Annotated in this window: 20 protein-coding genes, 1 tRNA gene and 4 pseudogenes; 8 read left to right on the top strand and 17 right to left on the bottom strand. The window is 69.4% G+C overall.

All coding sequences use genetic code 11. The features are described 5' to 3' along the window. The first annotated feature begins 1 nt into the window (after window position 1). Entirely contained in the window at window positions 2-1,927 is a 1,926-nt protein-coding gene (locus tag ACODNG_RS01070; RefSeq protein ID WP_434522074.1) for a beta-CASP ribonuclease aCPSF1, read from the top strand. Between the two features lie 81 nt (window positions 1,928-2,008). Here the strand turns inward: ACODNG_RS01070 and ACODNG_RS01065 are convergent. The 5 genes and pseudogenes from ACODNG_RS01065 to ACODNG_RS01045 form a co-directional block, all read right to left on the bottom strand. Then, a pseudogene (locus ACODNG_RS01065) lies at window positions 2,009-3,617 on the bottom strand (hydantoinase B/oxoprolinase family protein). Then, window positions 3,614-5,644: a hydantoinase/oxoprolinase family protein gene (locus ACODNG_RS01060; protein ID WP_434522073.1), complete on the bottom strand. Its 2,031-nt coding sequence runs from the start codon at window positions 5,642-5,644 to the stop codon at window positions 3,614-3,616. The pseudogene ACODNG_RS01065 and the gene ACODNG_RS01060 overlap by 4 nt, the downstream one beginning before the upstream one ends. Before the next feature lie 213 nt (window positions 5,645-5,857). Next, on the bottom strand, window positions 5,858-6,037 hold the full coding sequence (locus ACODNG_RS01055; RefSeq protein ID WP_434522072.1) for a hypothetical protein: 180 nt from the start codon (window positions 6,035-6,037) through the stop codon (window positions 5,858-5,860). 52 nt (window positions 6,038-6,089) lie between these two features. After that, window positions 6,090-6,338 carry a metal-dependent transcriptional regulator gene (locus tag ACODNG_RS01050; RefSeq protein ID WP_434522071.1) on the bottom strand — a complete coding sequence of 83 codons (249 nt, stop codon included), beginning with the start codon at window positions 6,336-6,338 and terminating at the stop codon, window positions 6,090-6,092. Window positions 6,339-6,438: 100 nt separating this feature from the next. After that, window positions 6,439-6,813: a cupin domain-containing protein gene (locus ACODNG_RS01045; RefSeq protein WP_434522070.1), complete on the bottom strand. Its 375-nt coding sequence runs from the start codon at window positions 6,811-6,813 to the stop codon at window positions 6,439-6,441. 219 nt (window positions 6,814-7,032) lie between these two features. On the opposite strand from ACODNG_RS01045, the pseudogene ACODNG_RS01040 reads away from it, so the two are divergent. The 4 genes and pseudogenes from ACODNG_RS01040 (at window position 7,033) to ACODNG_RS01025 (ending at window position 9,980) form a co-directional block, all read left to right on the top strand. Next, window positions 7,033-8,422 (top strand): annotated as a pseudogene (locus ACODNG_RS01040) (hypothetical protein). A 55-nt stretch (window positions 8,423-8,477) separates the two neighbouring features. Beyond that, a complete protein-coding gene (locus ACODNG_RS01035; protein ID WP_434522069.1) occupies window positions 8,478-8,912 on the top strand; it encodes an SRPBCC family protein in 435 nt (144 codons plus the stop codon). A 58-nt stretch (window positions 8,913-8,970) separates the two neighbouring features. Beyond that, complete coding sequence (locus ACODNG_RS01030; RefSeq protein ID WP_434522068.1) at window positions 8,971-9,351, top strand: methylglyoxal synthase; 381 nt, start codon at window positions 8,971-8,973, stop codon at window positions 9,349-9,351. Window positions 9,352-9,398: 47 nt separating this feature from the next. After that, complete coding sequence (locus tag ACODNG_RS01025) at window positions 9,399-9,980, top strand: DUF7332 family protein (protein ID WP_434522067.1); 582 nt, start codon at window positions 9,399-9,401, stop codon at window positions 9,978-9,980. Between the two features lie 4 nt (window positions 9,981-9,984). Here the strand turns inward: ACODNG_RS01025 and ACODNG_RS01020 are convergent, their stop codons facing one another. The 3 genes and pseudogenes from ACODNG_RS01020 to ACODNG_RS01010 form a co-directional block, all read right to left on the bottom strand. Then, window positions 9,985-10,533 (bottom strand): hypothetical protein, encoded by a 549-nt coding sequence (locus tag ACODNG_RS01020; protein ID WP_434522066.1) that lies wholly within the window; start codon window positions 10,531-10,533, stop codon window positions 9,985-9,987. Window positions 10,534-10,608: 75 nt separating this feature from the next. Beyond that, window positions 10,609-10,930: pseudogene (locus tag ACODNG_RS01015) on the bottom strand (transcription factor S). Window positions 10,931-11,012: 82 nt separating this feature from the next. Then, a complete protein-coding gene (locus ACODNG_RS01010; protein WP_434522065.1) occupies window positions 11,013-11,807 on the bottom strand; it encodes an alanyl-tRNA editing protein in 795 nt (264 codons plus the stop codon). 152 nt (window positions 11,808-11,959) lie between these two features. On the opposite strand from ACODNG_RS01010, the gene ACODNG_RS01005 reads away from it, so the two are divergent. Continuing rightward, window positions 11,960-13,855: a DUF7289 family protein gene (locus tag ACODNG_RS01005; protein WP_434522064.1), complete on the top strand. Its 1,896-nt coding sequence runs from the start codon at window positions 11,960-11,962 to the stop codon at window positions 13,853-13,855. Window positions 13,856-13,964: 109 nt separating this feature from the next. On the opposite strand, the gene ACODNG_RS01000 is transcribed toward ACODNG_RS01005, so the two are convergent. The 7 genes and pseudogenes from ACODNG_RS01000 to ACODNG_RS00970 all read right to left on the bottom strand — a co-directional run bounded on the left by ACODNG_RS01000 (window position 13,965) and on the right by ACODNG_RS00970 (window position 23,327). Further along, window positions 13,965-14,672, bottom strand: a complete 708-nt coding sequence (locus tag ACODNG_RS01000) for a DUF7289 family protein (protein ID WP_434522063.1) — start codon at window positions 14,670-14,672, stop codon at window positions 13,965-13,967. After that, window positions 14,669-15,163 (bottom strand): DUF7266 family protein, encoded by a 495-nt coding sequence (locus tag ACODNG_RS00995; RefSeq protein WP_434522062.1) that lies wholly within the window; start codon window positions 15,161-15,163, stop codon window positions 14,669-14,671. The genes ACODNG_RS01000 and ACODNG_RS00995 overlap by 4 nt, the downstream gene beginning before the upstream one ends. Then, complete coding sequence (locus ACODNG_RS00990; RefSeq protein ID WP_434522061.1) at window positions 15,156-16,199, bottom strand: DUF7261 family protein; 1,044 nt, start codon at window positions 16,197-16,199, stop codon at window positions 15,156-15,158. The genes ACODNG_RS00995 and ACODNG_RS00990 overlap by 8 nt, the downstream gene beginning before the upstream one ends. Next, window positions 16,187-16,801: a DUF7288 family protein gene (locus ACODNG_RS00985; protein WP_434522060.1), complete on the bottom strand. Its 615-nt coding sequence runs from the start codon at window positions 16,799-16,801 to the stop codon at window positions 16,187-16,189. Before ACODNG_RS00985 ends, ACODNG_RS00990 begins: the two co-directional genes overlap by 13 nt. 1 nt (window position 16,802) lies before the next feature. Further along, entirely contained in the window at window positions 16,803-17,327 is a 525-nt protein-coding gene (locus ACODNG_RS00980) for a DUF7287 family protein (RefSeq protein WP_434522059.1), read from the bottom strand. Then, window positions 17,317-19,352: pseudogene (locus tag ACODNG_RS00975) on the bottom strand (type II secretion system F family protein). Before ACODNG_RS00975 ends, ACODNG_RS00980 begins: the two are co-directional and overlap by 11 nt. 27 nt (window positions 19,353-19,379) lie before the next feature. Beyond that, a complete protein-coding gene (locus ACODNG_RS00970; RefSeq protein ID WP_434522058.1) occupies window positions 19,380-23,327 on the bottom strand; it encodes a type II/IV secretion system ATPase subunit in 3,948 nt (1,315 codons plus the stop codon). 108 nt (window positions 23,328-23,435) lie between these two features. Here ACODNG_RS00970 and ACODNG_RS00965 point away from each other — a divergent pair, with 108 nt between their 5' ends. Beyond that, entirely contained in the window at window positions 23,436-24,143 is a 708-nt protein-coding gene (locus ACODNG_RS00965) for a DUF1405 domain-containing protein (RefSeq protein WP_434522057.1), read from the top strand. Between the two features lie 159 nt (window positions 24,144-24,302). Beyond that, window positions 24,303-24,494 carry a hypothetical protein gene (locus tag ACODNG_RS00960; RefSeq protein WP_434522056.1) on the top strand — a complete coding sequence of 64 codons (192 nt, stop codon included), beginning with the start codon at window positions 24,303-24,305 and terminating at the stop codon, window positions 24,492-24,494. A gap of 247 nt (window positions 24,495-24,741) precedes the next feature. On the opposite strand, the gene ACODNG_RS00955 is transcribed toward ACODNG_RS00960, so the two are convergent. Beyond that, window positions 24,742-24,814 (bottom strand) — tRNA-Arg (locus tag ACODNG_RS00955). Between the two features lie 54 nt (window positions 24,815-24,868). Next, complete coding sequence (locus ACODNG_RS00950; protein WP_434522055.1) at window positions 24,869-25,141, bottom strand: Sec-independent protein translocase subunit TatA/TatB; 273 nt, start codon at window positions 25,139-25,141, stop codon at window positions 24,869-24,871. Between the last annotated feature and the right edge of the window lie 5 nt (window positions 25,142-25,146).

Genomic DNA, 25,146 nt, shown 5'->3' with positions numbered 1-25,146 from the left:
TATGAGTCAAGTCGATAAGCAACTCGATACGTTGAAATCAGAGATCGAGCAGGAAATACCGAACGACATCACGGTCACCGATGTCAAATACGAGGGACCGGAGCTGGTCGTGTACACGCGCGACCCGAAGGAGTTCGCCGGCGACGGCGACCTGATCCGACGGCTCGCCTCGAAGCTCCGCAAGCGGATCACGGTCCGACCGGATCCGAGCGCCCTCTCGCCGCCGGCGCGGGCCGAGGACGAGGTCCGCGACGTGATCCCGGAGGAGGCCGGCGTGACCGACCTCGACTTCCACGAGGACACCGGCGAGGTCGTCATCGAGGCCGAAAAGCCCGGGATGGTGATCGGCCGCCGCGGCTCGACGCTCCGCGAGATCACTCAGGAGGTCGGCTGGACCCCGGAGGTCGTCAGGACGCCGCCGATCGAGTCCTCGACCGTCTCGAACGTCCGGGGCTTCCTGAAAAACGAGCGCGAGGAGCGGCGCGACATCCTCGAACGCGTCGGCCGCCAAATCCACCGCGAGGAGATGTCCGACGACGAGTGGGTCCGGATCACGACGCTCGGCTGCTGCCGCGAGGTCGGCCGCGCGGCGTTCATCCTCTCGACGCCCGAGACCCGGATCCTCATCGACTGCGGCGACAAGCCCGGCGCGGAGGGCGAGGTGCCGTACCTCCAGGTGCCCGAGGCGCTCGGCGCGGGCGCGGCGACCCTCGACGCGGTCGTGTTGACCCACGCCCACCTCGACCACTCGGCGCTGGTCCCGCTCCTCTACAAGTACGGCTACGACGGTCCCATCTACACGACGGAGCCGACCCGCGACCTGATGGGACTCCTCACGCTCGACTACCTCGACGTCGCGGCGAAGGACGGGCGGACGCCGCCGTACGAGTCCGCGCAGGTCCGCGACGCGATCAAACACACCATCCCGTTGGAGTACGGCGACGTGACCGACGTGGCCCCGGACGTGAAGCTCACGTTCCACAACGCGGGCCACATCCTCGGCAGCGCGGTCACCCACTTCCACATCGGCGACGGTCTCTACAACGTCGCGTTCTCGGGCGACATCCACTACGAGGACACCCGCCTGTTCAACGGCGCGGTCAACGACTTCCCGCGCGTCGAGACGCTCGTGCTGGAGTCCACCTACGGCGGCCGCAACGACTACCAGACCGACCAAGAGGACTCCGAGGAGGCGCTCAAAGAGGTCATCAACGAGACGTACGAGCAGGGCGGGAAGGTCGTCATCCCCGCGTTCGCCGTGGGGCGCTCCCAGGAGATCATGCTCGTCTTAGAGGAGGCGATGCGCGAGGGAGAGATCCCGGAGATGCCCGTCCACCTCGACGGGATGATCTGGGAGGCGACCGCGATCCACACCACCTACCCCGAGTACCTCCGCGACGACCTCCGCGACCGCATCTTCCACGAGGACGAGAACCCGTTCCTCGCCGACCAGTTCAACCACATCGACGGCGGCGAGGAGGAGCGACAGGACGTGGCCGACGGCGACGAGTGTATCATCGTCTCCACCTCGGGGATGATCGAGGGCAGCCCGATCATGTCGTGGCTCCGCCACATCGGTCCCGAGCCGGACTCGAACCTCGTGTTCGTTGGCTACCAGGCGCAGGGAACCCTCGGCCGCCGGATCCAGAACGGCTGGGACGAGATCCCGGTCGACGGCTGGGGCGGCGGGAGCCGCGGCGACACGCTCACCCTCCAGATGGGGACGGAAGTCGTCGACGGCTTCTCCGGCCACGCCGACCGACAGGGGCTGGAGAACTTCGTGAAGACGATGAACCCGCGCCCGGAGAAGGTGCTCTGCGTCCACGGCGACGAGAGCTCGGTTCAGGACCTCTCCTCGGCGCTGTACCACGACTACGACATGCGGACGTTCGCGCCGAAGAACCTGGAGACGTTCCGGTTCAAGTGAGCGGGCCGGTGACGCGACCGGGCCCTCCGTCCCGTTGATCGCTGACTCCTCTTCTCGGCCGGTCGTCGTCCCCTCGTCCCGTCAGTCCTCTACCTTCCCGTCTCGCCGGTCCCGCTCCCGCGCGTCCGGGTCGCGCTCAGCGGGGTCGCCGTGCCCGCCGCCGCCCGGCGTGCGGATCGAGACCGTCGTCCCGGCCGCGACGTCGACGGAGGTCTTGGCCGGGACCGCCTCGCCGTCGATCAGGTTCTCACCGAGCGCGCCGTCCTCGCCGCCGTCGAGGCCGCGCGGCGCGGTTCTCCGGCGCTCGGTCAGCAGCGAGACAGTCGCGGCGGTCTCGACGGTGACGGTCCGTTCGAGACCGAGACCGCCGCGGTGGCGGCCGTCGCCGCCGCTTCCGGGGCGCAGCGCGTAGCGGTCGACGCGGAGCGGGTACGCCGTTTCCAGCGCCTCGACCGGGGTGTTGAGCGTGTTCGTCATTCCGACCTGTACGCCGTCCATCCCGTCTTTGCTCGGGCGGCCGCCGAACCCGCCGGCGATCGTCTCGTAGTAGGTGAACTCGCCCGCGCGGTCGCCGACGATCAAGTTGTTCATCGTCCCCTGGCCGCCGGCGGGGATCGCGTCGGGGACCGCCTCGGCGAGCGCCTCCAGCGTCACGTCCGTGACGCGCTGGCTCGTCTCGACGTTCCCACCGACGACCGCGGCCGGCGGGCGCGGGTCGAGCAGCGACCCCTCGGGCGCGGAGATAGACACCGGCTCGTAACAGCCGTGGTTCGGCGGGATCTCCGGGTCCGTGACCGCGCGGACGACGAAGTAGACCGCGCTCTTCGCCACCGAGAACGGGGCGTTCAGGTTGCCGTCCACTTGGTCGGCGGTGCCGGCGAAGTCGACATCGATCGCCGCGCCGTCGACGGTGACCGTCACCGCGACCGGGATGTCCGCGTCCGTTACGCCGTCGCCTTCGAGGGCGTCGGCCGCGCGGTAGGTGCCGTCGGGGAGCTCCCGGATTTCGCTTTCGACGCGCTCGCGGGAGTAGTCGACGACGGCGTCGAACGCGTCGAGGAGCGTGTCGCCGTGTTCGTCGAGCAGTTCGCCGACGCGCTCCTCGGCGCGCGCGTTCGCGGCGCGCTGTGCCCGGAGGTCCGCCTCGCGCTCGTCCGGCGTCCGGACGTTGGCGAGGATGAGGTCGCGGACCGCCTCGTTCGGCTCGCCGCCGTCGACGAGCCGGACCGCCGGGAGCCGGAGTCCCTCCTCGTATATCTCCCGGGCGCCCGGCGGCATGCTCCCCGGCGCGCTGCCGCCCACGTCGGCGTGGTGCGCGCGCGACACCGCGAAGCCGACGATCTCGTCGTCGGGCGCGATCGGCGAGACCAGCGTCACGTCGGGGAGGTGCGTCCCCGGCGAACGGGTCGTTGACGACGAACACGTCGCCCGGCTTCGGGTCTTCGTCGAGAACGACCGCGACCGCGTCGGGCATCGCGCCGAGGTGGACCGGGATGTGTTCGGCCTGCGCGACCATCCGACCGTCCGCGTCGAAGATCGCCGTCGAGCAGTCCTGCCGCTCCTTGATGTTCGGCGAGTATGCGCCGCGGATCAGCACGTGACCCATCTCGCTCGCGACGCTCTCGAGCTGGTTGCGGAGTATCTCCAGCGAGACGGGATCGATGTCCGGGTCGGTCTCCGCGTCGCTCACGCGTCGCTCACCTCCGCGATCAGCGCGCCGTCGTCGCGGAGCCGGACGCGCCACGCCGGCGGGACGACAACCGTGCTCTCCGCGCCCTCGACCACGACGGGACCCTCGACAGCCTCGTCAGCTGGGAACCGCTCCCGGTCGTAGACGGGGGTCTCGTGAGTTCCGTCGGGGAACACCGCCTCGCGGGTCGCCCGGGGGTCGGCGTCGCTCCCGCCGACGGATTCGATCGCCGGCGCGCTGCGTGGGACGGTCGCCGTCGCGCGACAGTTCACCAGTTCGACCGGCTCGTCCGCCCGGTAGCCGTACGCCGACTCGTGGGCTGCCGCGAACCGCTCGCCGGCCGCAGCGGGGTCGAACGGGCGCTCGACGTCGACGGCGAGTTCGAAGCTCTGTCCGGCGTACCGCAGGTCCGCGGCGTACTCCACCCGCGCCGCGTCCGGGTCGCTGACCTCGCCCAGCAGGTCGTCGGCCAACTCCTCGTAGAGCGCGTCGACCGCGTCGGCGTCGACCTCGGCGAGTGGACCCTGACGCGTCCGCACCGCGTCCCGGGTCTCGTCGGCCGCGAGCAGCCCGTACGCCGACAGGACGCCCGACGCGTGCGGGACGACGACGCGCCCGATATCGAGTCCGTCAGCGATCTGGACCGCGTGCATCGGTCCCGCGCCGCCGAACGCGACGAGACCGAACTCGCGCGGGTCGTGGCCGCGCTCGACGGTGACGGAGCGGATCGCGCGGGTCATGTCGACGTTCGCGACGCGGTGGACGCCGAGCGCGGCCGCGACCGGACCGGCCATCCCGGCCTCGTCGGCGAGGTCCGCGAGCGCGTCGCGGGCCGCCGCGGCGTCGAGCGACAGGTCGCCGCCGAGGCTGGTGTCCGCCCCGACGTACCCCAACACGAGGTTCGCGTCCGTGACGGTCGGCTCCGTGCCGCCCTTCCCGTAACAGGCGGGACCCGGCTCGGCGCCGGCCGAGCGCGGCCCGATCCGGAGCGCGCCGCCGGCGTCGACCCACGCGATCGACCCGCCGCCGGCGCCCACGGTCTCGACGTCGACCATCGGCGTTCCGATCGGCCGGTCGGCGACGGCCGACTCCGTCGTTCGCGCGACCTCGCCGTCGCGGACGAGGCTCACGTCGCTGGAGGTGCCACCCATGTCGAAGGTGATCAGGCCGTCGCGGTCGGCGTCGGTCGCGTCGGTCGCCGCCGTCGCGCTCGCCCCTACGACCCCCGCCGCGGGTCCCGAGAGAACCGTCGTCACCGCGTTTCGCCTGACCGTGTCGGCGTCGGTGACGCCGCCGTTGGCCTGCATAATCTGTGGCTGCGGGAGACCCGAATCCCGCGCCCGCTCCGTGAGGCGACCGACGTAGCCGTCGATCGCCGGGCGCACGTACGCGTCGACGACCGTTGTCGAGGTGCGCTCGTACTCGCGGAACTCCGGGAGCACCTCGCCGGAGGCCGACACCGGAACGTCGAGGGCCTCTCGCAGCGCTTCGGCGACGTGCTGCTCGTTCTCGGGGTGCGCGTAGGCGTGGAGGAGACAGACCGCGACGGACTCGACGTCCGTGTCGCGGAGTTCCGCGACGAGCGAATCGATCTCCCCGTCGTCGACGGCGCGCTCGACTCCGTCGGGGGTCGCGCGCTCGGCCACCTCGAACCGACGGCGTCTGGGGACGAGCGGCGCCGGCTTCTCGGCGTCGAGGTCGTACAGCGACGGCCGGGTCTGTCGGCCGATCTCCAGTACGTCCCGGAACCCCTCGGTCGTCACGAGGGCGGTCCGCGCGCCGTCGCCCTCCAGCAGCGCGTTGACGGAGACGGTCATCGCGTGTGAGAACTCGGTCACGCTCTCGGGGTCGACACCGGCCGCCTCGCAGGCCTTCTCGATGCCGGCCGCGACGCCCTCGCTCTGGTCGTCGGTACTCGGCACCTTCGCGGTGACGAGGTCGCCGTCGAGCGAGAGCGCCACGTCGGTGAACGTCCCGCCCACGTCGACGCCAATCGCTCGCGCGTCCGGCGTTCGGTCCTCCGTCACTCGCTCGCCCGGCGTTCGGTCCTCCGGCGTCCCCCGCCCATCTACGACACCTCCGCGGCGTCGCGGGCGGTGCGGACGCCGAGGGACGCGGTGTCTCGGTCGCGTGGCATGGAGCGTTTTCGTCACCGGACGGACTTAAGGCCGTGCCGTCGGGGAGCGAGACGGTCGATTCCTCGTCGCGAGTGACTCCGGCGAGTACGAGCGGCTCCCCGATCAGTCTCCGCTCGCCCACGGACAGCCCGCCGCCGCGTCGCCGCTCGGCCGACAGGGGTCGCCCGGGGACGCGTCCGTGATCGCGGAGAGGCGTTCGACCCCCTCTCGGGGAAGCGCGAAGCCGATATTGAACCCGGTTCCCTCGGGGAGTCCGAAGTTGAGCTCCGCGCTGAAGAACATCCGAACGACGCAGCGCCGCCACGCCAGTTCCGCGGCGATCCGCTCGCCGCGCTCAGTCGAGCCGTGCTCCGGCCCGCTTCTCGTGATCGACGAGACCGGCGTTGTCGAGGCGCCCGAACATCTCGGTCACGCTGGCCGGGGTGACCCCGAGGCGGTCGCTGACGGCGCCCGTTCGAACCCGATCGTCGGGGGCGGCCGCGAGGCGGTCGATCGCGGCGAGGTATCTGGCGCGGTCGCGGTCGACGCGGGCGTGCGGACGGCGGCACCGGCAGCGCGGGGCCGGTGAGGTCGTTGCGGCCATTCGTGGGGGAAACGCGGGCGCCGACCAGGGTATCGGTGAGGGCGAACATCTTCGCCCGCACGGTCGCGCCGAATCTCCGTCGGCGAGGTCGTGCCGAATCTCACCCGTCGGGGTCGAACGTCCCCGTCTTCAGTCCCCGTCGGACCGGCTCGTGTTCCGCGTCGGTCGGGGGCGGCGCGGTGACGAGGACCGCCTCCAGCCGGGTCCCGTCGGCACGCACGCCCCGGTCTTGGCCCGCTGGGATCGTGACCACCGAGCCGGGCGAGACCGCGTGGTCCTCGTCGCCGTCGCGGACGACTCCCTCGCCGGACTGGACGACAATCGTCACGTCGCTGTCGGGCGCGTGGACGGGGATGAACTGGTCCGGTTCGAAGTAGCCGCAGACCGTCTTCGACCGGTCCGTGCGGGAGACCTCGCGGGCGGTGAAGCGCCCGTCGTCGTACTCGCGTTCGGCGTCGACGCTGGTTGCCGTCATGGCCGATGGTTCACGCCGCATCGACACGCCCGTTGTGCCGAACATCTTCCCGTCGGGAGGGGACGGACGGTGGGGACCGTGGGCGCGGGACCGCGACGGCGACTCCCGCGTGCCGACAATCCCGCGAACATCTTCGGGAACAGGCGGAGGGCGGGCGCGTTCCGTGTTCCGGACATGGGAGCAGTTCCGGGCGGTATCGACGCGTCGCGGGGACCGGCGATGACGGTCCCGCTTCGGCATTTCCTCGTCGGACTGACCCTCCTCGGCGCCGCCTTACTCGTCGGGATCGGGCTGGTCGTCGATGGAGTGCCGGGACTCGGCGGTCTCGTCCACGTCCACCTGTTCCTGGTCGGGTGGGTGTGCGTGACGATCATGGGCGCGATGACGCAGTTCGTCCCGGTGTGGTCGGGGACGACGCTTCACTCCCGGCGGCTCGCGAGCGTCCAGCTCGCGCTGGTCGGCGGCGGGCTGGCCGGGTTCGCGGCCGCGCTCGCGCTGGGCCGGCTCTCGTGGCTGGCGGGGTTCGGCGCCCTGATGCTCGCCGGCTTCTGGACGTTCGTCTACAACGTCGGGCGAACGCTCGCGACGGGCGAGGAGTTCGACGTGACCGAGCGGCACTTCGCCGTCGCGCTCGCCTTCTTCGTCGTCTTGACCGGACTCGGCGTCCTGCTCGCCGCGGACCTCGGCTCCGGGTTCCTCGCGGGTCTCGGTGTCTCGCACACGGGCGTTCGCGGCGCCCACGTCACCCTCGCCGTCTTCGGCGCGGTGCTGACCACCGTCTACGGCGCGCTGTACCAGCTCGGAACGATGTTCACGCAGACGGAGCTTCGCGGGGTCGACCACCGCCTCCGCGCGGTCGAGGAGGTCGGCCACCCCGTCGGCGTGGTCGCGCTCGCGGCGGGGAGGCTGGTCGAGTCCGCGGCGCTCGCGCGCGGCGGTGCGGCGCTGGTCCTGCTCGCCGCGCTGGCGTTCGCGGCGGTTCTCGCCCGCCGGCTCTCCGAGATGCGCGTCGAGCGCACGCCGATCCGACACGCGGTACGCGGTCGTCGCGCTCGCGCTCCCGGCGTGGGTCGCGACCGCCGTGCCCGCGTGGCTCCGGTCGCCGACTGCCCCCGACCACGTCCTCGGCGGCCCCGGCAGCGCACCGCTGCTGCTCCTCGGCGTGATCGGGTTCGTCATCCTCGGAACGCTGTACCACATCGTTCCCTTCATCGTCTGGGTCCACCGGTACAGCGACCGGGTCGGCTTCGAGGCGGTCCCGATGGTCGACGACCTCTACGACGACCGGCTCGCGGCCGCCGACGGGGCGCTCCTGTTCCTCGGAACGGCGCTGCTCGTCGGCGCCGACCTCGCCGCCGGTGCGTCGGGAGCGACGCTCGCGGGCGGAGCGCCCGAGACGGCGCTCGCCGGGGCCTCGCTGGTGACGCTCGGCGTCGCCGTCTTCGCGGCGAACGCGCTCCTGGTGCTCCGCCGGCACGCCCCGGGGTCGCTGGCGTGCGTCGCCCTCGGGCGGTTCGCCCCGGGCGCGGCGCTCGGCGGCTCGGACGCGGGCGACACGGGCGACGCGAGCAGCGACGGCGCGAGCGACGAGCCCGCACCGACCGAGTGAACGACGGAACGACTTCAAACCGGAAACGAAGACAATCGACACGAGACACACCGCCATGAACGAAGTCACCCTCTCACGACGGATCGACGCGCCACCGGAGACCGTCCGCGACGCGATGGACGACCTCGAAGCGTTCGTCCGGTCGGCCGGATTCGACGAGGTGGCGGTCGACGGCGAGACGGTGCGCGTGGCGAACGACGTGGGTCTCGCCTCAATCGAACTGACGCTGGAGATCGTCGACGACCCCGACGCCGACCTCGGGTACGAGCAGCGCGAGGGAATCTTCGAGGCGATGCGGACGGAGTACGTCGTGACGCCGACCGCGGAGGGGAGCGAGGTGACCGCGACGACGGAGTTCGCGCTCGACGTGGCGCTCGTCGGCGACCTCCTCGACGCCACCGTCATCGAGCGACAGCGCCGGACGGAGCTGTCCGCGCAGTTCGACTGGCTCGAAGACCGATGTGCGGGACCGTCGACCGACGACGGGTGATCGGGGCGAGGACCGCGGCGAGGGCAGTACTTAAGCGACGCCGCGGCGACTGCCACGTATGCGCATCGCGCTCATCGCACACGACGAGCTGAAAGACGAGATGGTCGCGTTCGTCGAGACGCACGCAGCCGTCCTCGACGACTGCGAACTGGTGACAACCGGAACGACGGGAAAACGCATCACGGAGGAGACGGGGCTGGCGGTGGACCGACAGTCGTCCGGGCCGCTCGGCGGCGACCTCCAGATCGGCGCGATGATCGCGAGCGACCGGATCGACGGGGTCGTCTTCCTCCGGGACCCGCTGACGGCGCAGGCGCACGAGCCGGACATCTCGGCGCTGTTGCGCGTCTGCGACGTGAAGGACGTCCCGCTGGCGACGAACGTCGCGTCCGCGGAGCTGCTCGTCGAGGGACTCCTCGGCGGCGATTCTCTCGACTGATACCGCCGACCGCGGTGATTTAAGCGAGCCGCTCGAAGGGACGGCCGATGACCCGTCCGCAACGGACTCGCGTCGGCGTCCTCGCGCTCGTGCTGTTGCTCGTCGCCGCGAGCGTCGGCGCCGGAGCGGTCGCGGGACAGGCTGCGGCGTCGGGAGCCCCTTCCCACGCGTCGGCCGTCGATCCCGGAGACGGTCCCGCGGCCGTCGATCTCCCAGCCGTCGGTGCCGCGACGACCGGACCGGGCGTCGGCGCGAACGGGAGCCGAGTCGCGCCCATCACGAAGTGTTTCACCGGCGAGGGGTACCCAATCTCGATCGGCGACGGCGGAAGCGGCGCGGCAATGGAGACGGTGGTCCACCTCTCCGTGTTGACCGACCCCGGCGCGGGCAACGAGTTCGGTCTCGAAACCGCCGGGCGGCTCGACGGCGAGCCGATCGTCACGCTCGCGGCGGGCGTCAGGCTGACCGCCCGGGAGGCACTCGCGGACGGCGTCGACCCGTTCGCGGCCTTCGACGTGTTGTACACCTACGAGCTACGGCTCCCGATGTTCGACGGTGCGGTCGGGGACGCCGACTACGAGGACGACGGGTCGCCGATCGACTCGACCGCCGGCGCGGTCGCCTGCTGACCGGTTATCCCGGACGCCCGGAGCCGACGGCGTCGGCGGCCGCGTCGGGCGGACGGACCCCGCGGACCAGCGCCAACATCCCTCGTCTGGTCGCCTCGAACCCCTCCGCGGTCGGGTAGGCGCCGCCCGCGAGCAGGTACTCGCCGGACTCCCACACCGCGAGCAGCGCCTCTACCGGGACGCGCTCGCCCTCGACGGTACAGCGTCCGTGAAACACCGACAGCGTCGCGCGCGACGCGCCGGGGTCGTCGACGTCGAGGGACCGGTCGTCGCGGCGTTCGAGACCACCGATGTCCCGGTCGGCGAGCCGGTCGCGGAACCCCTCTCGGGCCCGCGACTCGACGAGTCGAGTCAGGGCGGGGTTCGGTCCGGCGTCCGGCGAGATGCGGAGCCGGCTCGCGAAGAAGAACGGCCGCGGCGGCGGGGTCTCCCGCTCGTAGCGCGTCGTTCCCGCCGTGACCGAGACCGGTCCCGCGGCGAAGGGTTGCTCCGTCGTCTCCGCGACGAGCGTCCAGCCGTCGAGGCGGTCGCGGGGGACGACGGGCGGCTCCATGGACCCGCGTCTCACCGAACGGAAATAAAACGGGCGGGCGCCGGGAGAATCGTGTGCGGACGGGAGACGAACCGGTCAGTGGTCGTCTTCGCGCCACTTGTGTTCGCACTCGGTACAGACGAAGAATCGGGTCTCGGACTCGTCGGCCGCGCCGGATCTGTTCCATGTACCAGTACGCCTTGTCGTTGTCGCACTCGGGACACTGCGCGGTCGTCGTCGGAAGCCCCTTGTCCTCGGCGTCGCTCACGTCGACGATTTCGGACTCGACCTGCGACTGGGTCGTCCACTCGTCGTCGCCGTCGTCACGGCCGATCTCGTAGCCGCAGGAGTCGCACACCCAGTGGTCTTCCCCCTCGCCGGATTTCATCATGGATCCGCACTCGTCGCAGAACTTCATGCCCGAACCTACCGCGGATCGTATATAAGCGGCGGGATCGCGGGCGAGAGACGGGGGCGCTCTCGGGGCGCTGACGCCCCCGTCAGTCCGCGTCGACGTGCTCGACGAGCGCGAACCGGACGCGCTCCTCGTCGGGACCCTTCGTCTCCCGGCCCGTGACGACGACCTCGCCGATGTCCGCGGTGTTCGCGACGTGGGTCCCGGCGCAGGCGGTGCGATCGTACGGCTCGTCGCCCTCGGCCGCGCCCGCGATCTCGACGATCCGGAGCTCCTCGATCGAGTCGGGGAGCAGGTCGATCCGCGTCCGGTCGGTGTCGAGCGTCGCCTCCGCGGTCTCGCGGTCCATCGTGTAGCTCGACACCGGCCGCGCGTCGGCGACCAGCTCATTGAGCCGCGCCTCGATCCGGTCGAGGTCGTCGTCCGTGAACCGGTCGTAGGCGGCGTCGAGGCGCGCGCGGTCGCGGTACAGCTGGTTACCGGTCGTCCGTGCGTCGTACTCCGCGAGCAGCAGCGCCGACAGCAGGTGCTGTGCGGTGTGGTACCGCGAGTGCGCCGCGCGCCGGTCGGCGTCGACCTCGCAGACCACGTCGGTTCCCGGCTCCGGGAGCGCGGATTCGCCGTCCGAGCCGCCGGTCGCGTCGATCCGTTCGACCTCGTGGTGAACCGTGTCCGCCATCTCGACGTCGACGACGCGCCACTGCGCGTCGCCGTCCCCGTCGGCCGGGCGGATCGTTCCGGTGTCGTGCGGCTGGCCGCCTCCGGTCGGGTAGAAGTGGGTCCGGTCGAGGACGAGCCGGTCCGGGTCCGAGAGGACGCGCTCGACGGTCGCCTCGAACGTCGTCACCGCGTCGTCAGCGAGGTAGAGTCGCTCGGTCACGGGTGCCGGAAGGGGCGCCGCCGAGATATATCCCCTGTTCTCCGGCGCCTCGTCGAACCGAGCCGTCGGAGGGAGTTCGTCCCCGCACCACGGCTATCGCGACTGATAGGCGGGTGTCCACGTTTATCAGCGGCCGGAGCGTTCGACCGGGCATGAGCGGGAGAGACCGCGGAGCCGCGGCCGAGCGCGCGCAGAGCGAGGTGCTCGGTACCGTGCTGCTGTTGGGGCTGACGGTCGCGGTCGTCGGCACCACGGTCGCGCTCGGCGGCGCCGCGCTCGACGACTCTCAGCGGACCGCGGACCTCCAGCGCGCCGAGGGGGCGATGACGCAGATGGACTCCAAGGCGAGCCTCGTCGCGCACGGGGGGTCGCCGTCGCAGCGCGTCTCGTTCGGCAGCGGCGGTGGCGACCTCTCCGTCGATCACGACGCGGGACGGATGGTGATCGCCGAGAACGAGACGGGCGACGAGATCGTCAACGCGAGCCTCGGCGCGCTGGTGTACGAGCGAGACGGAACGCGCATCGCCTACCAAGGCGGGGGGGTGTGGCGAAGCGACGGGAACAGGAGTCGAATGGTCTCCGCGCCGGAGTTCCACTACCGCGGCGAGACGCTCACCGTACCGCTGGTGACGATCGCCGAGAACGCGACGGCCGACGGCGGCGACGTGACTCTCACGAGCGAGGGGTCACCGGTGGGACACGTCGCCGGGAACCCGGTCGTCGACGACATCCGGGTGACGGTGACCGGCGACTACCACGAGGGGTGGGCGTCGTTCTTCGAGACTCGGACGGACACCCAGATCGTCGACCGTAACAACGGCTCAGTGACCGTCCTATTGCGGAGCGACCTCGTGGGAACCGGGGTCTCGTACTCGATGGGAACGCTCGGCAGTAGCACGTTCGACCTGCGGTCGATCGGGTCGCTGACGGCCGACAGCTACGACTCAGCCAACGAGACGGATCCGCTCAAGAGCCGCGACAACGCGGTGATCGCCGCGGGCGGCGAGATCGACTCCCCGCGAGGGGGAAAATCCGAGTACGTGACGATCCGGGGCGACCTCCTGGCGCGATACGACATCCAGCCGAACCCCAACGGGATCCAGAACGGGGACCACCCGATCAACGTCACGGGTAACGTGACACAGCGGGCGACGATCGACGATCCGGAGCCGGTCGACGGATACCTCGTGAGCGCGTTTGACAAGTACGACGCCCGCTACGGCAACGTCACGGCGACGACCTACGAATCCTGGAGTGAACTCGGTGACGACGCGCCGATCACGGATCGCTCGGCCGTGGAAGACGGACTCGACGTCTCCGGCGGCAGCGAGACGTACCGCGTCGAAGACGCCGAGGTCACCACCTCGGGCGACGGCGGACTCTCCGTCGACGGCGGGACCGTCACCCTCGAGGCGGGCGGCGACCACGCCGGGTTCCGGTTCGACGACATCGACCTATCCGGCGGCGAACTTGTGCTCGATGTCACGGAGGGAGACTTGGACCTCCGCGTCGACGACGACTTCGCGATGAGCGGGAGCGGCTCCAACCCCGCAAAGCTCACCGTCGTCGGCGACGGGAACGTCCGGATATACGCGAGCGACGACCTCTCGATCGAAGACCACTCGGAGGTGAGCGTCTCCGAGGGCGCGGAGCTTCGACTGTTTCACGACGACCCGGACGGAGACATCCAGATCGGCGGCGAAGACGGCGGCGAGGGCGTGACCGTCTCCACCGGTCCGAACGAGCCCGCAAGCTCGTTCTGGCTGTTCTCGAACGCTGACGACTTGGAGTTCGACGGCGAGGACGCGCCGGTCGACATCACCGGCGTGGTGTACGCCCCGAACGCGAACGTGGACGACGCCGAGGGTGATATCACGATCCGCGGGGCGCTCACCGTCGACGGGTTCGACGACATCGACGACGCTCGGTTCACGATGCGGTACGACGAGGCGCTCGAAACCGCCGAGGTGTTCGGCGAAGTCGAGGACGTTCCGACGATCAACTACCTCCACGTCTCCACCCAGGAGATCCGAATCGAAGACGACTGACCCGGCGCCCTCCGCTCGCCGGCACGGAGCCGGCCCGCTCAGTCGGTGAATCGGACGTCGACCAGCGTCCGGTGGACCACGAGCCGGTCGTCACCGTCGACGCTCAGGTTCACCCTCGTCTCGTCGTCGGCCGGGGTGTGGGTGACGTCGGTGATCGTCCCGTCGCCGGCGCCGTCTCTCTCGTCGTCGAAGTACCGGTACCAAGCGTCGGCGGTCGGGCCTCGATCCGGATCGTGACGTTTTCGCTCACCTCCGTCACGGTGCCGTCGTCGGGGTGGGCGCCCCGAACGAGCACCGTCCGGTCGCCGCCGACGCTCTCGGTCCCCCTCGGACCGAGGGCGACGAGTCCGATCAGCGTCGTCTCGCCGAACAGGACGTCCGGCTCCTGAAGCATGACGCTGCCTCCTCCGTCGCTCCGGATCACCGCACCGTGTTCGTAGCGGATCTCCGTCTCGCCCGCGCCGCGGTACACGATCGCCGTCGTCGAGCCTTCGACCGAATCGTTGGACTCGTTGTATATCCTGTAGGTCGAGTCGTCCGCGAACGCCAGCTCGCCCCCGCCGAGCCGGAGCTCGGTGGCCCGGCTCGGCGCGCCGTCCCGGCTGAGGTCGTTGAAGTTGTCGTGGAGGACGTCGAACGCTCGCTCGACGTTGTTGTCGCGCTCCGCGAGCTGGGCGTCCTCCAACCCACCAAGTCCGACGGTGAACGTGACTGCGATCGTCGTCGCGATCAGCGCGAACACCAACACGAACCCGACGGTCTCGCTGACGCCGCGGTCGGCGCTCCGGAAGCCGGCGCCGCGGTCGGCGCCCCTCATCGCTCGCTCACCACCACGGTGCCGTTCGTTCCGGCACCTTCGTCAGGGGATTCCCACCGGATCCGAAGATCGCCGCCGTCGACGGTCGCATTCTCGATCGCGACGTTCTCGCTCGTGCGGAACGGCACCTCGACGGTCACGTCGGTCCGATCGCTTTCGAGCGCGATCGTCCCCCGAGTGTCGTCCGCGGTCACGCGTACCCGATACCCAGTCCCGGACACCCTGTCGGGGAGGGTCACCGGTCGGTCGACCGTGAGGTCCTCCCGCGACGCCGCGTTCGCCGCGAGCCTGTCGACGGTTCCGATGTCCGCCGCGATCCGCTCGCCGACGACGGTGAGTTCCCCCTGCGCCGCGCGCTCGCGCTGCGTCTCGACGAACGAGCCGCCGGCGACGAACAGCCCCGACAGCAGCAGCGTCGAGATCGCGAGCGTCATGACGTAACCGACGGTGACCGACACGGCGCGGTCCGTCCCCCCGGGCGTCTCACGCATCGCGCTCACCCGGTGCGATCCGTACCACGTCGCCGTAGGTCAGCTCCGGCGTCCTGTGGCTGAGCTCGACATCGACGCTGTAGATCCCCTCGACGACGTAGGGGTGCGAGGAGTCGTCGATGGGGGACGTTTCGTCGCGCTCGTCGACAACGAAGCTGTACGTTCCGGTCGCGTTGTCGCCGTTCTCGTAGCTGATGTTGTACGCGTCGTACGGTTCGTTTTCGCTCTGGACGCCCCCGGCCCAGACGAGCTTGGGGAACCGCTGGCCGGCGACCGTACCGGCGGTCAGGTCGATAGTGACGTTCTCGTCTGGCCTGTGGGTGAAGGTCTTCGAATCGTCGATCGTCGCGTTTCTCACCCGCACGGTGATCGCGTCGGTCGAGTTGTTCGACAGCGTCACCGACCAGTCCTCGTCCGCGCCGTCGGCCACGACCGCGAACGCTCCGCCCTCGTCGTTCGAGAGGGACGTCGAGTTCACGGTCAACCGGTAGTTCCGGGCGCGGGAGACGTTGTTCACCAGGGTCCAGTTCGCGGTCGAGTCGTCAGGGGCCGTCATGTTCCGGAATCCGGTGTCGGTCTCGTTTTGCGCGACGAAGTGGCCCGGCTCCGTGTCCGTGACGCGCACGTCGGCGATCACCCCGTCCCGCGCGCGGAGATCGGCGACCGTCCGGGCGTACGTCCGCGCGCTCTCGTTGAAGTCGCTCTCCACCCCGGCGGCGCTGCTCCGGTTCCGGTGTTCGCGGTGGAGGATCCCGGCGAGGTCCTCGACGGCGCCGTCGCGGAACTCGATCGCCTCCGCGCCGCCCGCGTCGGCGCCCCGGGTCGCGAGGTTCTCGGTGTAGATGACGGTGTTCAACAGGAGGACGACCGCGACGAAGAGGACAGCGAGCGTCAGTCCGGTGATAAGGATGATCTGCGCCCGGTCCTCGTCGCGATCGTCGTCGCCGCGGCTGCGCTCACCGCTACGACGGCCGTGACCGTCGTCGGTACCGTCGCTCTCTCGGTCGCGGAAGTAAGGCAGGCTCACATCTGCCATGCGGTGATTCGCACCTCCACGACCGTGTACAGAACCTCCGGCCGGTCTCCGTCGACCGGGGGCGCGAAGTACGACTCCGTGCCGTTCTCCGCGAGGGAGTCCCTGTCACCGTCCGCCCCGAACCGGTCGTCGCCGTACAGCGCGACGCGGACGCTCGCCGTCGCCGCGTTGTCGCTCGGCGTCCCCATGTCGACCATCGTGGTGTCCCCCGTCCGATTACCGCCGTCCTCGGGGTAAGACACCTCGATGTCGAACGCGATCTGGCGGTCGCCGAACGCCTCCGCCAGCGGGTCGTGAAGCGGGTGCTGCTCCGGGGGAACGCCGACGTAGGAGCCGTCTTCGCTCGCGTTGACGAACCCCTCTCCGTCGTAGTACAGCAGCGCTGCGGTCAGATTTCCGCTTTCGCCCGCCGTCGTCAACACGTCCTGTGCGGCGATTGCCGCCTGGTTCTCGACGTGTTGGTTCGACGTGCTGGCGGAAAGCGGCGTCACGGCGGTCGCCTGCGTCGCGAAGATGAGACCGGCGACCAGAAGCAGCGCTGCCGTGAACGCCTCGAGGGTGTGCGCCTGTCCCCGGTCGTCGGGGAGGTGTTCGACGAACATCTCACCACACCAGCAGCGTGAGCCGGTAGGTCTCGGGCCCCCGCCGGTCCTCGGGGTCGTCGATGGTGACGATACGACTCGCGGCCGAGACGCTCTCCGTCCGCGGCGGCGCGGGACCGGCGCGCATCGCGACGGTCTCCCCGTCGGAATCGAGCGTGCCGACACTCCCGTGCTGCGTCACGGTGAGGTTGAGTCCCCGGAAGTCGTCGATGCCGAGTTCCGCGTGGAGGTCGTCGGCACTCTCCGTCCACGCGCAGTCCGACTCGGTCGCCGCGCCCGGGGCCGTCTCGTCGAAGAACGCGAGCGTACAGGCGTGCGACAGCGTCGCGGTCGAACCGGCTCCCGCGAGCGACGACTCCGCGAGCCGCGCGGCGCCGCGCTCGGCGACGATGACGGTCGCCCCCTCGCCGACGGCGTACGGCTCCAGTAGCGACGGGACGAACGCGAACGTGAACCCGACCGCGACGAGGAACACCGACATCCCGACGACGAAGTCGAGGACGGTCTGCGCGCGGTCATCCGACATAGATCCACACCCCCAGCGCCAGAGTCATCAGGATCACGGCGAACTTGACGCCCGAGGTGAGCTCCGCGTCGCGGATGTAGCCGCTGATGAACCCCGAGAGGATCGCCTGGATCGTCACCGCGTGGAAGAACAGCATCGAGAGCACGTCGGGGTCGATGCCGCCGCCCCCGCCGAATCCCGCCCCGCCGGCGCTGCCGCCGCCGTCGCTCTGGGAGACCAGATCGCCCATCACGGCGATGAACTGCGTCTGGAGGATGGCCATCACCCCGAGCAGCGTGATGTACGTCATCACGATGATCGCCACCTGATCCGGGTCCGGGACTTACGCTCGCGCTCGATGTCGTCCTGGTTCTCCGAGGCCTGCGCGGCCGTCGTCAACACGTCCGTGATCTGTGAGGAGGCCTCCTGCGCCTCCGTAATGAGCTTCACCGTCCGCGCAAGCCGGGGCACCGCGTAGGCGTTGTTGAACTCCACGAGGGCGTCGCGCAGGCTCATCCCGTAGTTCACCTTCGCGTGAACCACCTCGAACTCCTCCGCGAGCTTCCCGGTCGACGTGTCCGAGACCGTGCGCACGGACTCGAGCAGCGTCTGCCCGGTGTCGTTCGCGGAGGAGAGCTTCCGGAGCGTCTCGGAGAGCTTCCCCGTCACCGCCCGCCGCGAGCGCTGGTGCCACTCGTAGAAGACCCCGAGCGGGAGCAACACGACGTAGAGGGGGACGTACACCCACACGAACGCCGACCAGACCGGCCGGTCGATCCACCCGTCGAGCGTCGTCGGCGCCGAGCCGGCCGCGGCCGCGACGGCGACGAGCGCGAGCGCCGAGGGAACGGTCAGCGCGAGGGTGTACAGCGGGTTCTCGCGCAAGAAGAGGTGCGGTGCGGAGAGGATCTCCATCGTCTTGTGGGTCCCCTCGCGGTCGCGGATGCGGTCGAAGACGCGGAAGTTGCCGACGAACGCCTCCACCAGCCCGAAGTGGAACAGTCCCTCCTGGCTCGTCTGTCGGAGCCGTTCGCTGCCGCCGTCCGGCTGGAGGAAGCCGTCGCCCGGGTCGTCCTGTTTCACCGTCGAGACGAGCACGAGGAAGCCGACGCCGACCAGCGGAATGAGCAGGTACACCGTGACGTACAGCAGGCGGTCGTCGGCCTCGCCCATCATCCCCATGATGACGAGAATGATGATGAGAAGCAGCGGGAACAGGGAGAGCGTCATGTACATCTCGCCGAACAGCTCCAGGGTCTCCAACGTCATCTCGCGCTCCTGTTTCGACGTGCGGAGGTGTTTCTCCTTTTTGTCCTTCAGGAAGCTCTCCATGTCGCCCCCGGAGTTGACGATAGAGAGCATGTCGGCGAGGAACTGCGAGAGCTCGTCGGAGGGCGTCTCCATCGACTGCTGGCGGATCGCGTTGCGGTAGTCGGTGCCGAAGTACTCCGTCTCGTTGACGATGCTCTGGAACTCGCGGGACACCTCGCCGTACGTGTCTTCCGCGGTCGCCATCGCGCGGAGGATCTCAAGCTGGTTGAGTCCGCCGACGGAGAGGGCGTACATGAACGAGACGGAGTCGGCGAGCAGGAGGTTGATCTCGCGTTTCCGCGAGGAGGCCCGCGAGTACGGGACCGCGATGAGACCGCCGAACCCGATCGCGAACCCGAGCGAGCCAAAGACGAGACCGCTGACGAGTACCGCAGTCGGGACGACGAGCGAGCGAAGCACCGCCTGAACGCCGGGCGTCGGCGCGGGGATCCCGAGCGAGAGCGCCTCGGGGTCGATCAGTCCGAGCGAGAACACGCCGTAGCCGACGAGCGTCCCGAGCGCCCAGAGCGCCCCGCCGACCAGCAGCCCGACGGCGAGCGCCAGCGAGACGTACATCTCGACCTGATCGGGCATCCGCGCCTCGACGAGCTTGCGCTCGACGTCGCCCACGAAATCGCCGTCGGAGTCGAACAGCAGCTCGAACACCGGGTAGCACAGCTCCGCGAGGACGTTCGCGTCGAGACCCCCGTCGCCCGCGTCCACGTCGATGCTCACGGCTCGGCCCTCACGACGGACATCGTGTCACCCGTCCTCCGCGGACTCGACGGCGTCGAACCCCCAGTCGTCGATGTCGTCGTCGGGGGCGACGTCGTCGGATTCAGCGGCGACGTCGGAGTCGGCGTCGTCGGAGTCGTCGCTCTCGGCCGCTTTCACGCCGTCGGTCTCCGCGTCGTCGCCGGCCGCCGTCCCCTCCTCGTCGGTCTCGCCTGACTCCCCGTCAGCGGTTCCGTCAGGACCGTCGCCCGCGACGGGGTCGGTGGCGCTGAACCCCTCGCTCACGTCCGGTGCGGCGTCCGCCTCGGGCGCCGCGTCCGTCTCGGGTACCGCGCCCCGCTCGGACGGCTCCGCGGACGACGAGAGTACGTCGACTCCCCCGTCGAACGGCTCTTCGAAGTCTATCTCTCCGGAATCGTCGGAGCCGTCGCCGGCCGCGGTCGCGTCCTCCTCTGAAACCCCCTCGAAGTCGCCGTGAGCGGGGTCGAGAGACGGGGCGCCCGAGGGGTCGGCGTCGATCGGATCCGTAGTCGTCGCGTCCGTGGTCGTCGCGTCCGCGTCGGTCGCGTTCGCCGCCGTATCCGGATCTGTCGCGGTCGCGTCCGCCTCCCGAGCCGTCTCGGCGAGGGCCTCTCGGTCGTCTGTTGGTCGGGCTTCGACGTCGCGGGCGTGGTCCATCTCCAGGAGGGCGTCCGCGACCGAGTCGGGCACCTCGCCGCGGTACGTCTCGAACAAGTCCTCGGCCGAGTCGAGGATCTCTGCGACCGCCGCCTCGGCCTCGGCGTCCGGGTCGGGCCGCGGAACCAGCTCCTCCTTGTCGCGGTCGACGTTGATCAGCACTGACTCCATCTCGCGGAGGTCCTCCAGCGAGCGCTCCAGCTCGTCGTTCGCCATCAGCGCCAGCACCGTCTCCGGGTCGTTGATGAACGCCTGGAACGTCGCCGCCACCTGCGCGTAGCTGTTGAGTCCGCGGTCGATGAGGTACGCCAACACGACCCGACGCTTGCGGAGCTCCTCGTCGAGGGTCGCCCGGCTCCAGCCGCGGTCGAACATGATGTCTTCGAGGGTGTTCGAGTCGCCCATCTGGAGGAACTCGTCCGTCTCCGCCTGCCATTGGAACACGTCCTGGACGTTGATCTCGTCGTTCTCGGCGTCGTAGTGGTTGATCTCGGTGATCGACTTGTTCCGGCGCACCTTCTTGCCCTGAACGCGGGTGGAGGTCTGGATGGAGACCAGGTCGAGGGCCGTGAACATCGTCTTCGAGACGTTGATCGGGTCGGTGGTGAACCGCTTGAGCACCTCGCCGACGGAGTCGGCGTGGAACGTGGTGTAGGTGGTGTGACCCGTGGACATCACTTGGAAGGCGGTCCGGCCCTCCTCGCCGCGGATCTCGCCCATCACGATGTAGTCGGGGCGCTGGCGGAGTGCGGCCTCCAGCAGGTCGAACTCGTCGATGTCGCCCTTGTCGTCGTCGGAGAAGGAGGGGCGCGTGACGGAGGCGATCCAGTTGCGCTGGGGAAGCTCCACCTCGCGGGTGTCCTCGATGGAGACGATCTTCGCGTTCGAGGGGATGAAGAGGGAGACCGCGTTCAGGCTCGTCGTCTTCCCGGACGCGGTCCCGCCGGCGAAGATCAGGCTCTTGTGGTTCTCGATGGAGAGCCAGAGGAACGCCATCTCGTCGAGCGAGAACGTCTTCCAGTTGATCAGGTCGATCGGCGTGAACGGCACGTCGTTGAACTGCCGGATCGTGTAGTTGGTCCCGTGGTCGGACACCTCGCGACCGAGGGTGAGCTGGGCACGCGACCCGTCCGGGAGGGTGGCGTCGACCTGCGGCCTGCGCTTCGAGATCCCCTTCCCGGAGCGCTGCGCGAGCTTCACGACGAAGTCGTCCAGCTCGTCGGTGCCGTGGTGGATGTTCGTGATGATCTGCTCGTACTCCGAGTGGTAGACGAAGACGGGCGAGTTGTACCCATCACAGGAGATGTCCTCGACGTTGATGTCGTACTTGATCGGATCGATCCGCTCGTAGCCGATGAAGTCCCGTTTGAGGTAGTACAGCAGCTTCTCGACCTGATGTTCGGAGAGCGTCTCGGCGTCCTCCGCGAGGACGGCCGGCTCCGGGCGAGCGCTAATCGACGGCGGGTCCGACGGCGACTCCACGGGCGGCTCGTACCCCAGCGACTCCGCGATCCGCCCGGCGATCCCGTCCGTCGGGTCGACGCCGAACCGGTCGACCAGCGTGTCCGCGATCCCGCGCTCGTCGCCGTCGTCCTCGTAGAGGTCGAACCGATCGAGCAGCGAGCGCGTCTCCTCGACGATCACCTCCTCGCGGAACGCCTCGTCACCGCCCGCGATCGACTCGTCGGCGTACTTGATCGACGTCCGGAGCTTCCCGGTGAGGAACTCGGTGAGGTCCGCTTCGATCTCCGTCCGGTACGGCTGGACCGCGTAGTACTTCACCTCGTTCTCCTTCGTCGACCGGAAGACGATGACGAACGCGTACGGCTTGTTCACCCAGTAACGCTCCTCCTCGCGGAAGTGCGTCTTCTTCGGCATCGGCACCGCCTTCTCCAAGTCGTACCGGTTCGTCAGGGTGGTGCGGCCCGACGCGGTCGAGAAGAACGCGTCCTCGTCGATCTCCGGGTTGACGTCGACGGTCCGCTCGTCGACGAGGTCCGCGAGTTCGGCGGCGGCGCTTTCGCCCGCGCCGAGCAGCTCCTCGGTGCGGTCCGGGTCGAAGCCGAGCGCCTCCGTCTTGTCCTCGTGGGTGAACGAGAGCGGCACTTCCTCTCCCGCCTCGTTCTCCTCGGTCGGCGGGTTCCCCTCCTCGTCGAGGAAGAACTCCTCGCGGTAGTCGTCCCACGTGTAGTAGCCCTTCAACACCGGGACCGAGTAGGGGTCGTACCGGGCCGCGCACATGTCCCAGAGGACATCGCCGACCGCGGCGGCCGCGCGGAACCGGTACTCCGACTCGCTCGGATCGAACCCGAGGAGGTCCGCCGGATCGAACTCGACGCGGTCCCACTCCTCCGGGGTCGGCGCGCGTGCCGGGACCGACTCGACGCCGTCTCCGGGCGCGACGACGATTCCGGGGACGCCGCCCCGACCGACCGGACCGGCGAAGACGGTGTCTGAGCCGTCGGCGTCCGGGCCGGCGTCGAGGTCCAGGCCGGCGTCGGGGTCCGGGACGGCGTCAACGTCCGCCGCGTCAGTGGTCTCCGCCGGCTTCGGCTCCGCCACCTCGCCCGGGTCCGTCTCGGGATCGGCGTCCGCGCTCCCCTCGGCGTCGTCCGCGGTTTCGCCCCCGTTCTCGTCGGTCTCAGCGGTCAGGGAGGTCGGGGGAGTCGCGCGTCGCTCGCCCGTCGGTACGACCGCCGAACCGCTGAGGAGGACGGCGTCCGGACCGATCACGAGCGTGCCTCGCTCGGGGGTGTCGTGGCCGGTAACGGTGGTCTCGCCGTCGGTCTCGAAGGGTTCGTCGACGCCGGCGGCCCGGATCACCTCGTCGACGCCGTCCGGGAGGTGGAGCGCGACCGCGTCGGCCGGGACCGCGGGCGCGTCCGGCACGTCGCCGTACACGCGCTTCGCGGCGCTCTCGTGTCCCCGCTCCGCGAGCAGCGACCGCCAGGAGTACCGGCCGGTGACGACCGGAGGTCCGTCGTTCGATCCCGTCCCCTCGTCTGATTCGGGTGATTCGGACGCTCCGTCATCCGGGCTGTCGTCGTCTGAGCTGTCGTCGTCCGGGCTGTCGTCGTCCGTGTGATCCGGCGATTTCGGGGCCGAATCCGTCGCGCTCGGTGTGTCTTCGTCCGGCGCATCCGCCGCTATCGCGGCCGCCTCTGCCGCGTCCGCTTCCGTTGCGTCCGCCTCCGTTTCGTCCGCCGCCCCCCCGCCGGATTCGGACGCGTCGGACGCCGAGCTATCGCCCGCCGGATCGGATCGCGGGGCGGAGCGCTCGGCATCCTCGTTGCTCATAGCGTAGGGAACGCTTTATCCGTTGAAAAAGGTGTCTCGCAAAACACCGCGATTGATAATCGACAGCGGACGGGCGGGTTTTAGTCCCACGCGAACCGATCGTCGGGTGTGACACGCTCCGAGTGGTTCCGGCGACTTCGGCGGCTCAAGCGCCTTCGGCGGCCCGCGGTCAGGCGGCGGGTCCGGGCGGCGATCGCGGAGGAACTGCTCGGGACGCCGCGGAGCCTCGCCGTCGTCTGCGCGTTCACCGCGTTCATGCTCGCGGTGGGAGTCGGGTACTACGCGCCGACGGCAGGCGGGGTACCGGTCCCCCTCTGGCCGCTGTACGCGGACTCCGCGGCCGCGGTCGCGCTCGGCGGCGCCGTCCTCGTCGCGATTGCCCCCACCGTCCGACGCGGCGGCGACGTCACCGCGGACGCCCCGAACTCGCGCGGGCTGGCGTACCTCCAGACACTCGCGTTCGTCTGGCTGGTCCAGTTCGGCGTCTGGCCGCTGGTCTCGCTCAACCTCGCGTTCGGACAGTACGTCGCCGCCCCCGACGCCTGGCTCTACTACTGGGGCGTGATCGGGACGCACCTGCTGTTCGTCGGACTCGCGCTCCTGTTTCCCGCCTTCGGACGCACGACGCCGGGCGCGCTCGCGGCGGCGCTGGCGCTCGGCGTCGCGAACGTCGTCGTCGACTACTGGGTCGGCTACCACCCGCCGCTTTTGTACGAACCCGGAACCGGACTGGCGGCCGCGACGCTCGCTATCGCGGTCGGATCGGTCGCGCTCGCGTCGCACTCGTTCCCGCGGCTGGGCGAGGGATCGGACTGAGGGACGCCCCCGAGACGTCGAGGACGGTGACGGGAATTTAAAATGATCTGCGGGTTCTGTTGAAACCCTCAGTAAATGACATATTTTGATCCGGTTGTGGTCAGTACAGGGAATCATCTATCGTAGGATTTACCTAAAACAAGCGCTGCTCTCGGGTGAATGTCCCTCCAAAAAGCAGTCCTCATCGAGTTGTTTGCGGTACTCCTGACCGTACACAGAGGTATTGCGATGCTTTCCCCTGATATGTATGCCTCTCCGGGTTCACTTCATTTCGGACTCCTCATCGGTCTTCTCGGCCTCATATACGGTTTTGCTGGAGAGGCAATCGGGAATACACCCCAAAGCGAGTAATTCGCAGCTCTCATCGACCGGCTGTTTCAGTCGATGATATATCTGAATGATGGGATTTCAACAGAGCCGATCTGCGAGGGTGCGGTGGGATCTACGCGAGCAGAGTGAGGCAGGGGTCGTTCCCTGCTTCAAATCCCGCTTGCGCCGCTACTGCTCACTTCGTTCGCAGGTAGCGGGCGCGGCGGGATCCACGCGAGCGAAGCGAGCGGGGAGCCAGTCGCGCCCGTGACTGAGCGAAGCGAAGGAACGGGCGCGACGGGATTCGAACCCGCGATCGAGAGGTTAGGAACCTCTCGCCCTGTCCGCTAGGCCACGCGCCCAAAACGAGGGAGGAGAAAATACGACGGCGGCTGTCCGTCGGCGTCGGGACCGGGTTACGCGCTCGTTTCCTTTTCGGTCTCGGTTTCGAGGTCGTCGAACTCGTCGTCCTCGTCGTCGAGCGTCGACCCCTCCTCGCCGTCTTCCATTTCTTTCAGCTCCTCTTCGATCTCTTCGCGGCCCTTCTTGAACTCACCCATCGCCTGCCCCGTCGACCGGGCAAGCTTCGGAATCTTGTTCGCCCCGAACAGCAGGACCAACACGAGCAGGATTATGAGGAGCTCCGGCCCCACCGGAAGGCCGCCGAACAGTGGAATCGCACTTGTCATCTCTA

Origin of the sequence: Halorubrum sp. AS12 (assembly GCF_051122765.1) — an archaeon.
In the GTDB taxonomy this organism is placed as follows: domain Archaea; phylum Halobacteriota; class Halobacteria; order Halobacteriales; family Haloferacaceae; genus Halorubrum; species Halorubrum trapanicum.
Note: the sequence above shows the minus strand (reverse complement) of the source record. Positions and strands in the feature narration are given on the sequence as shown.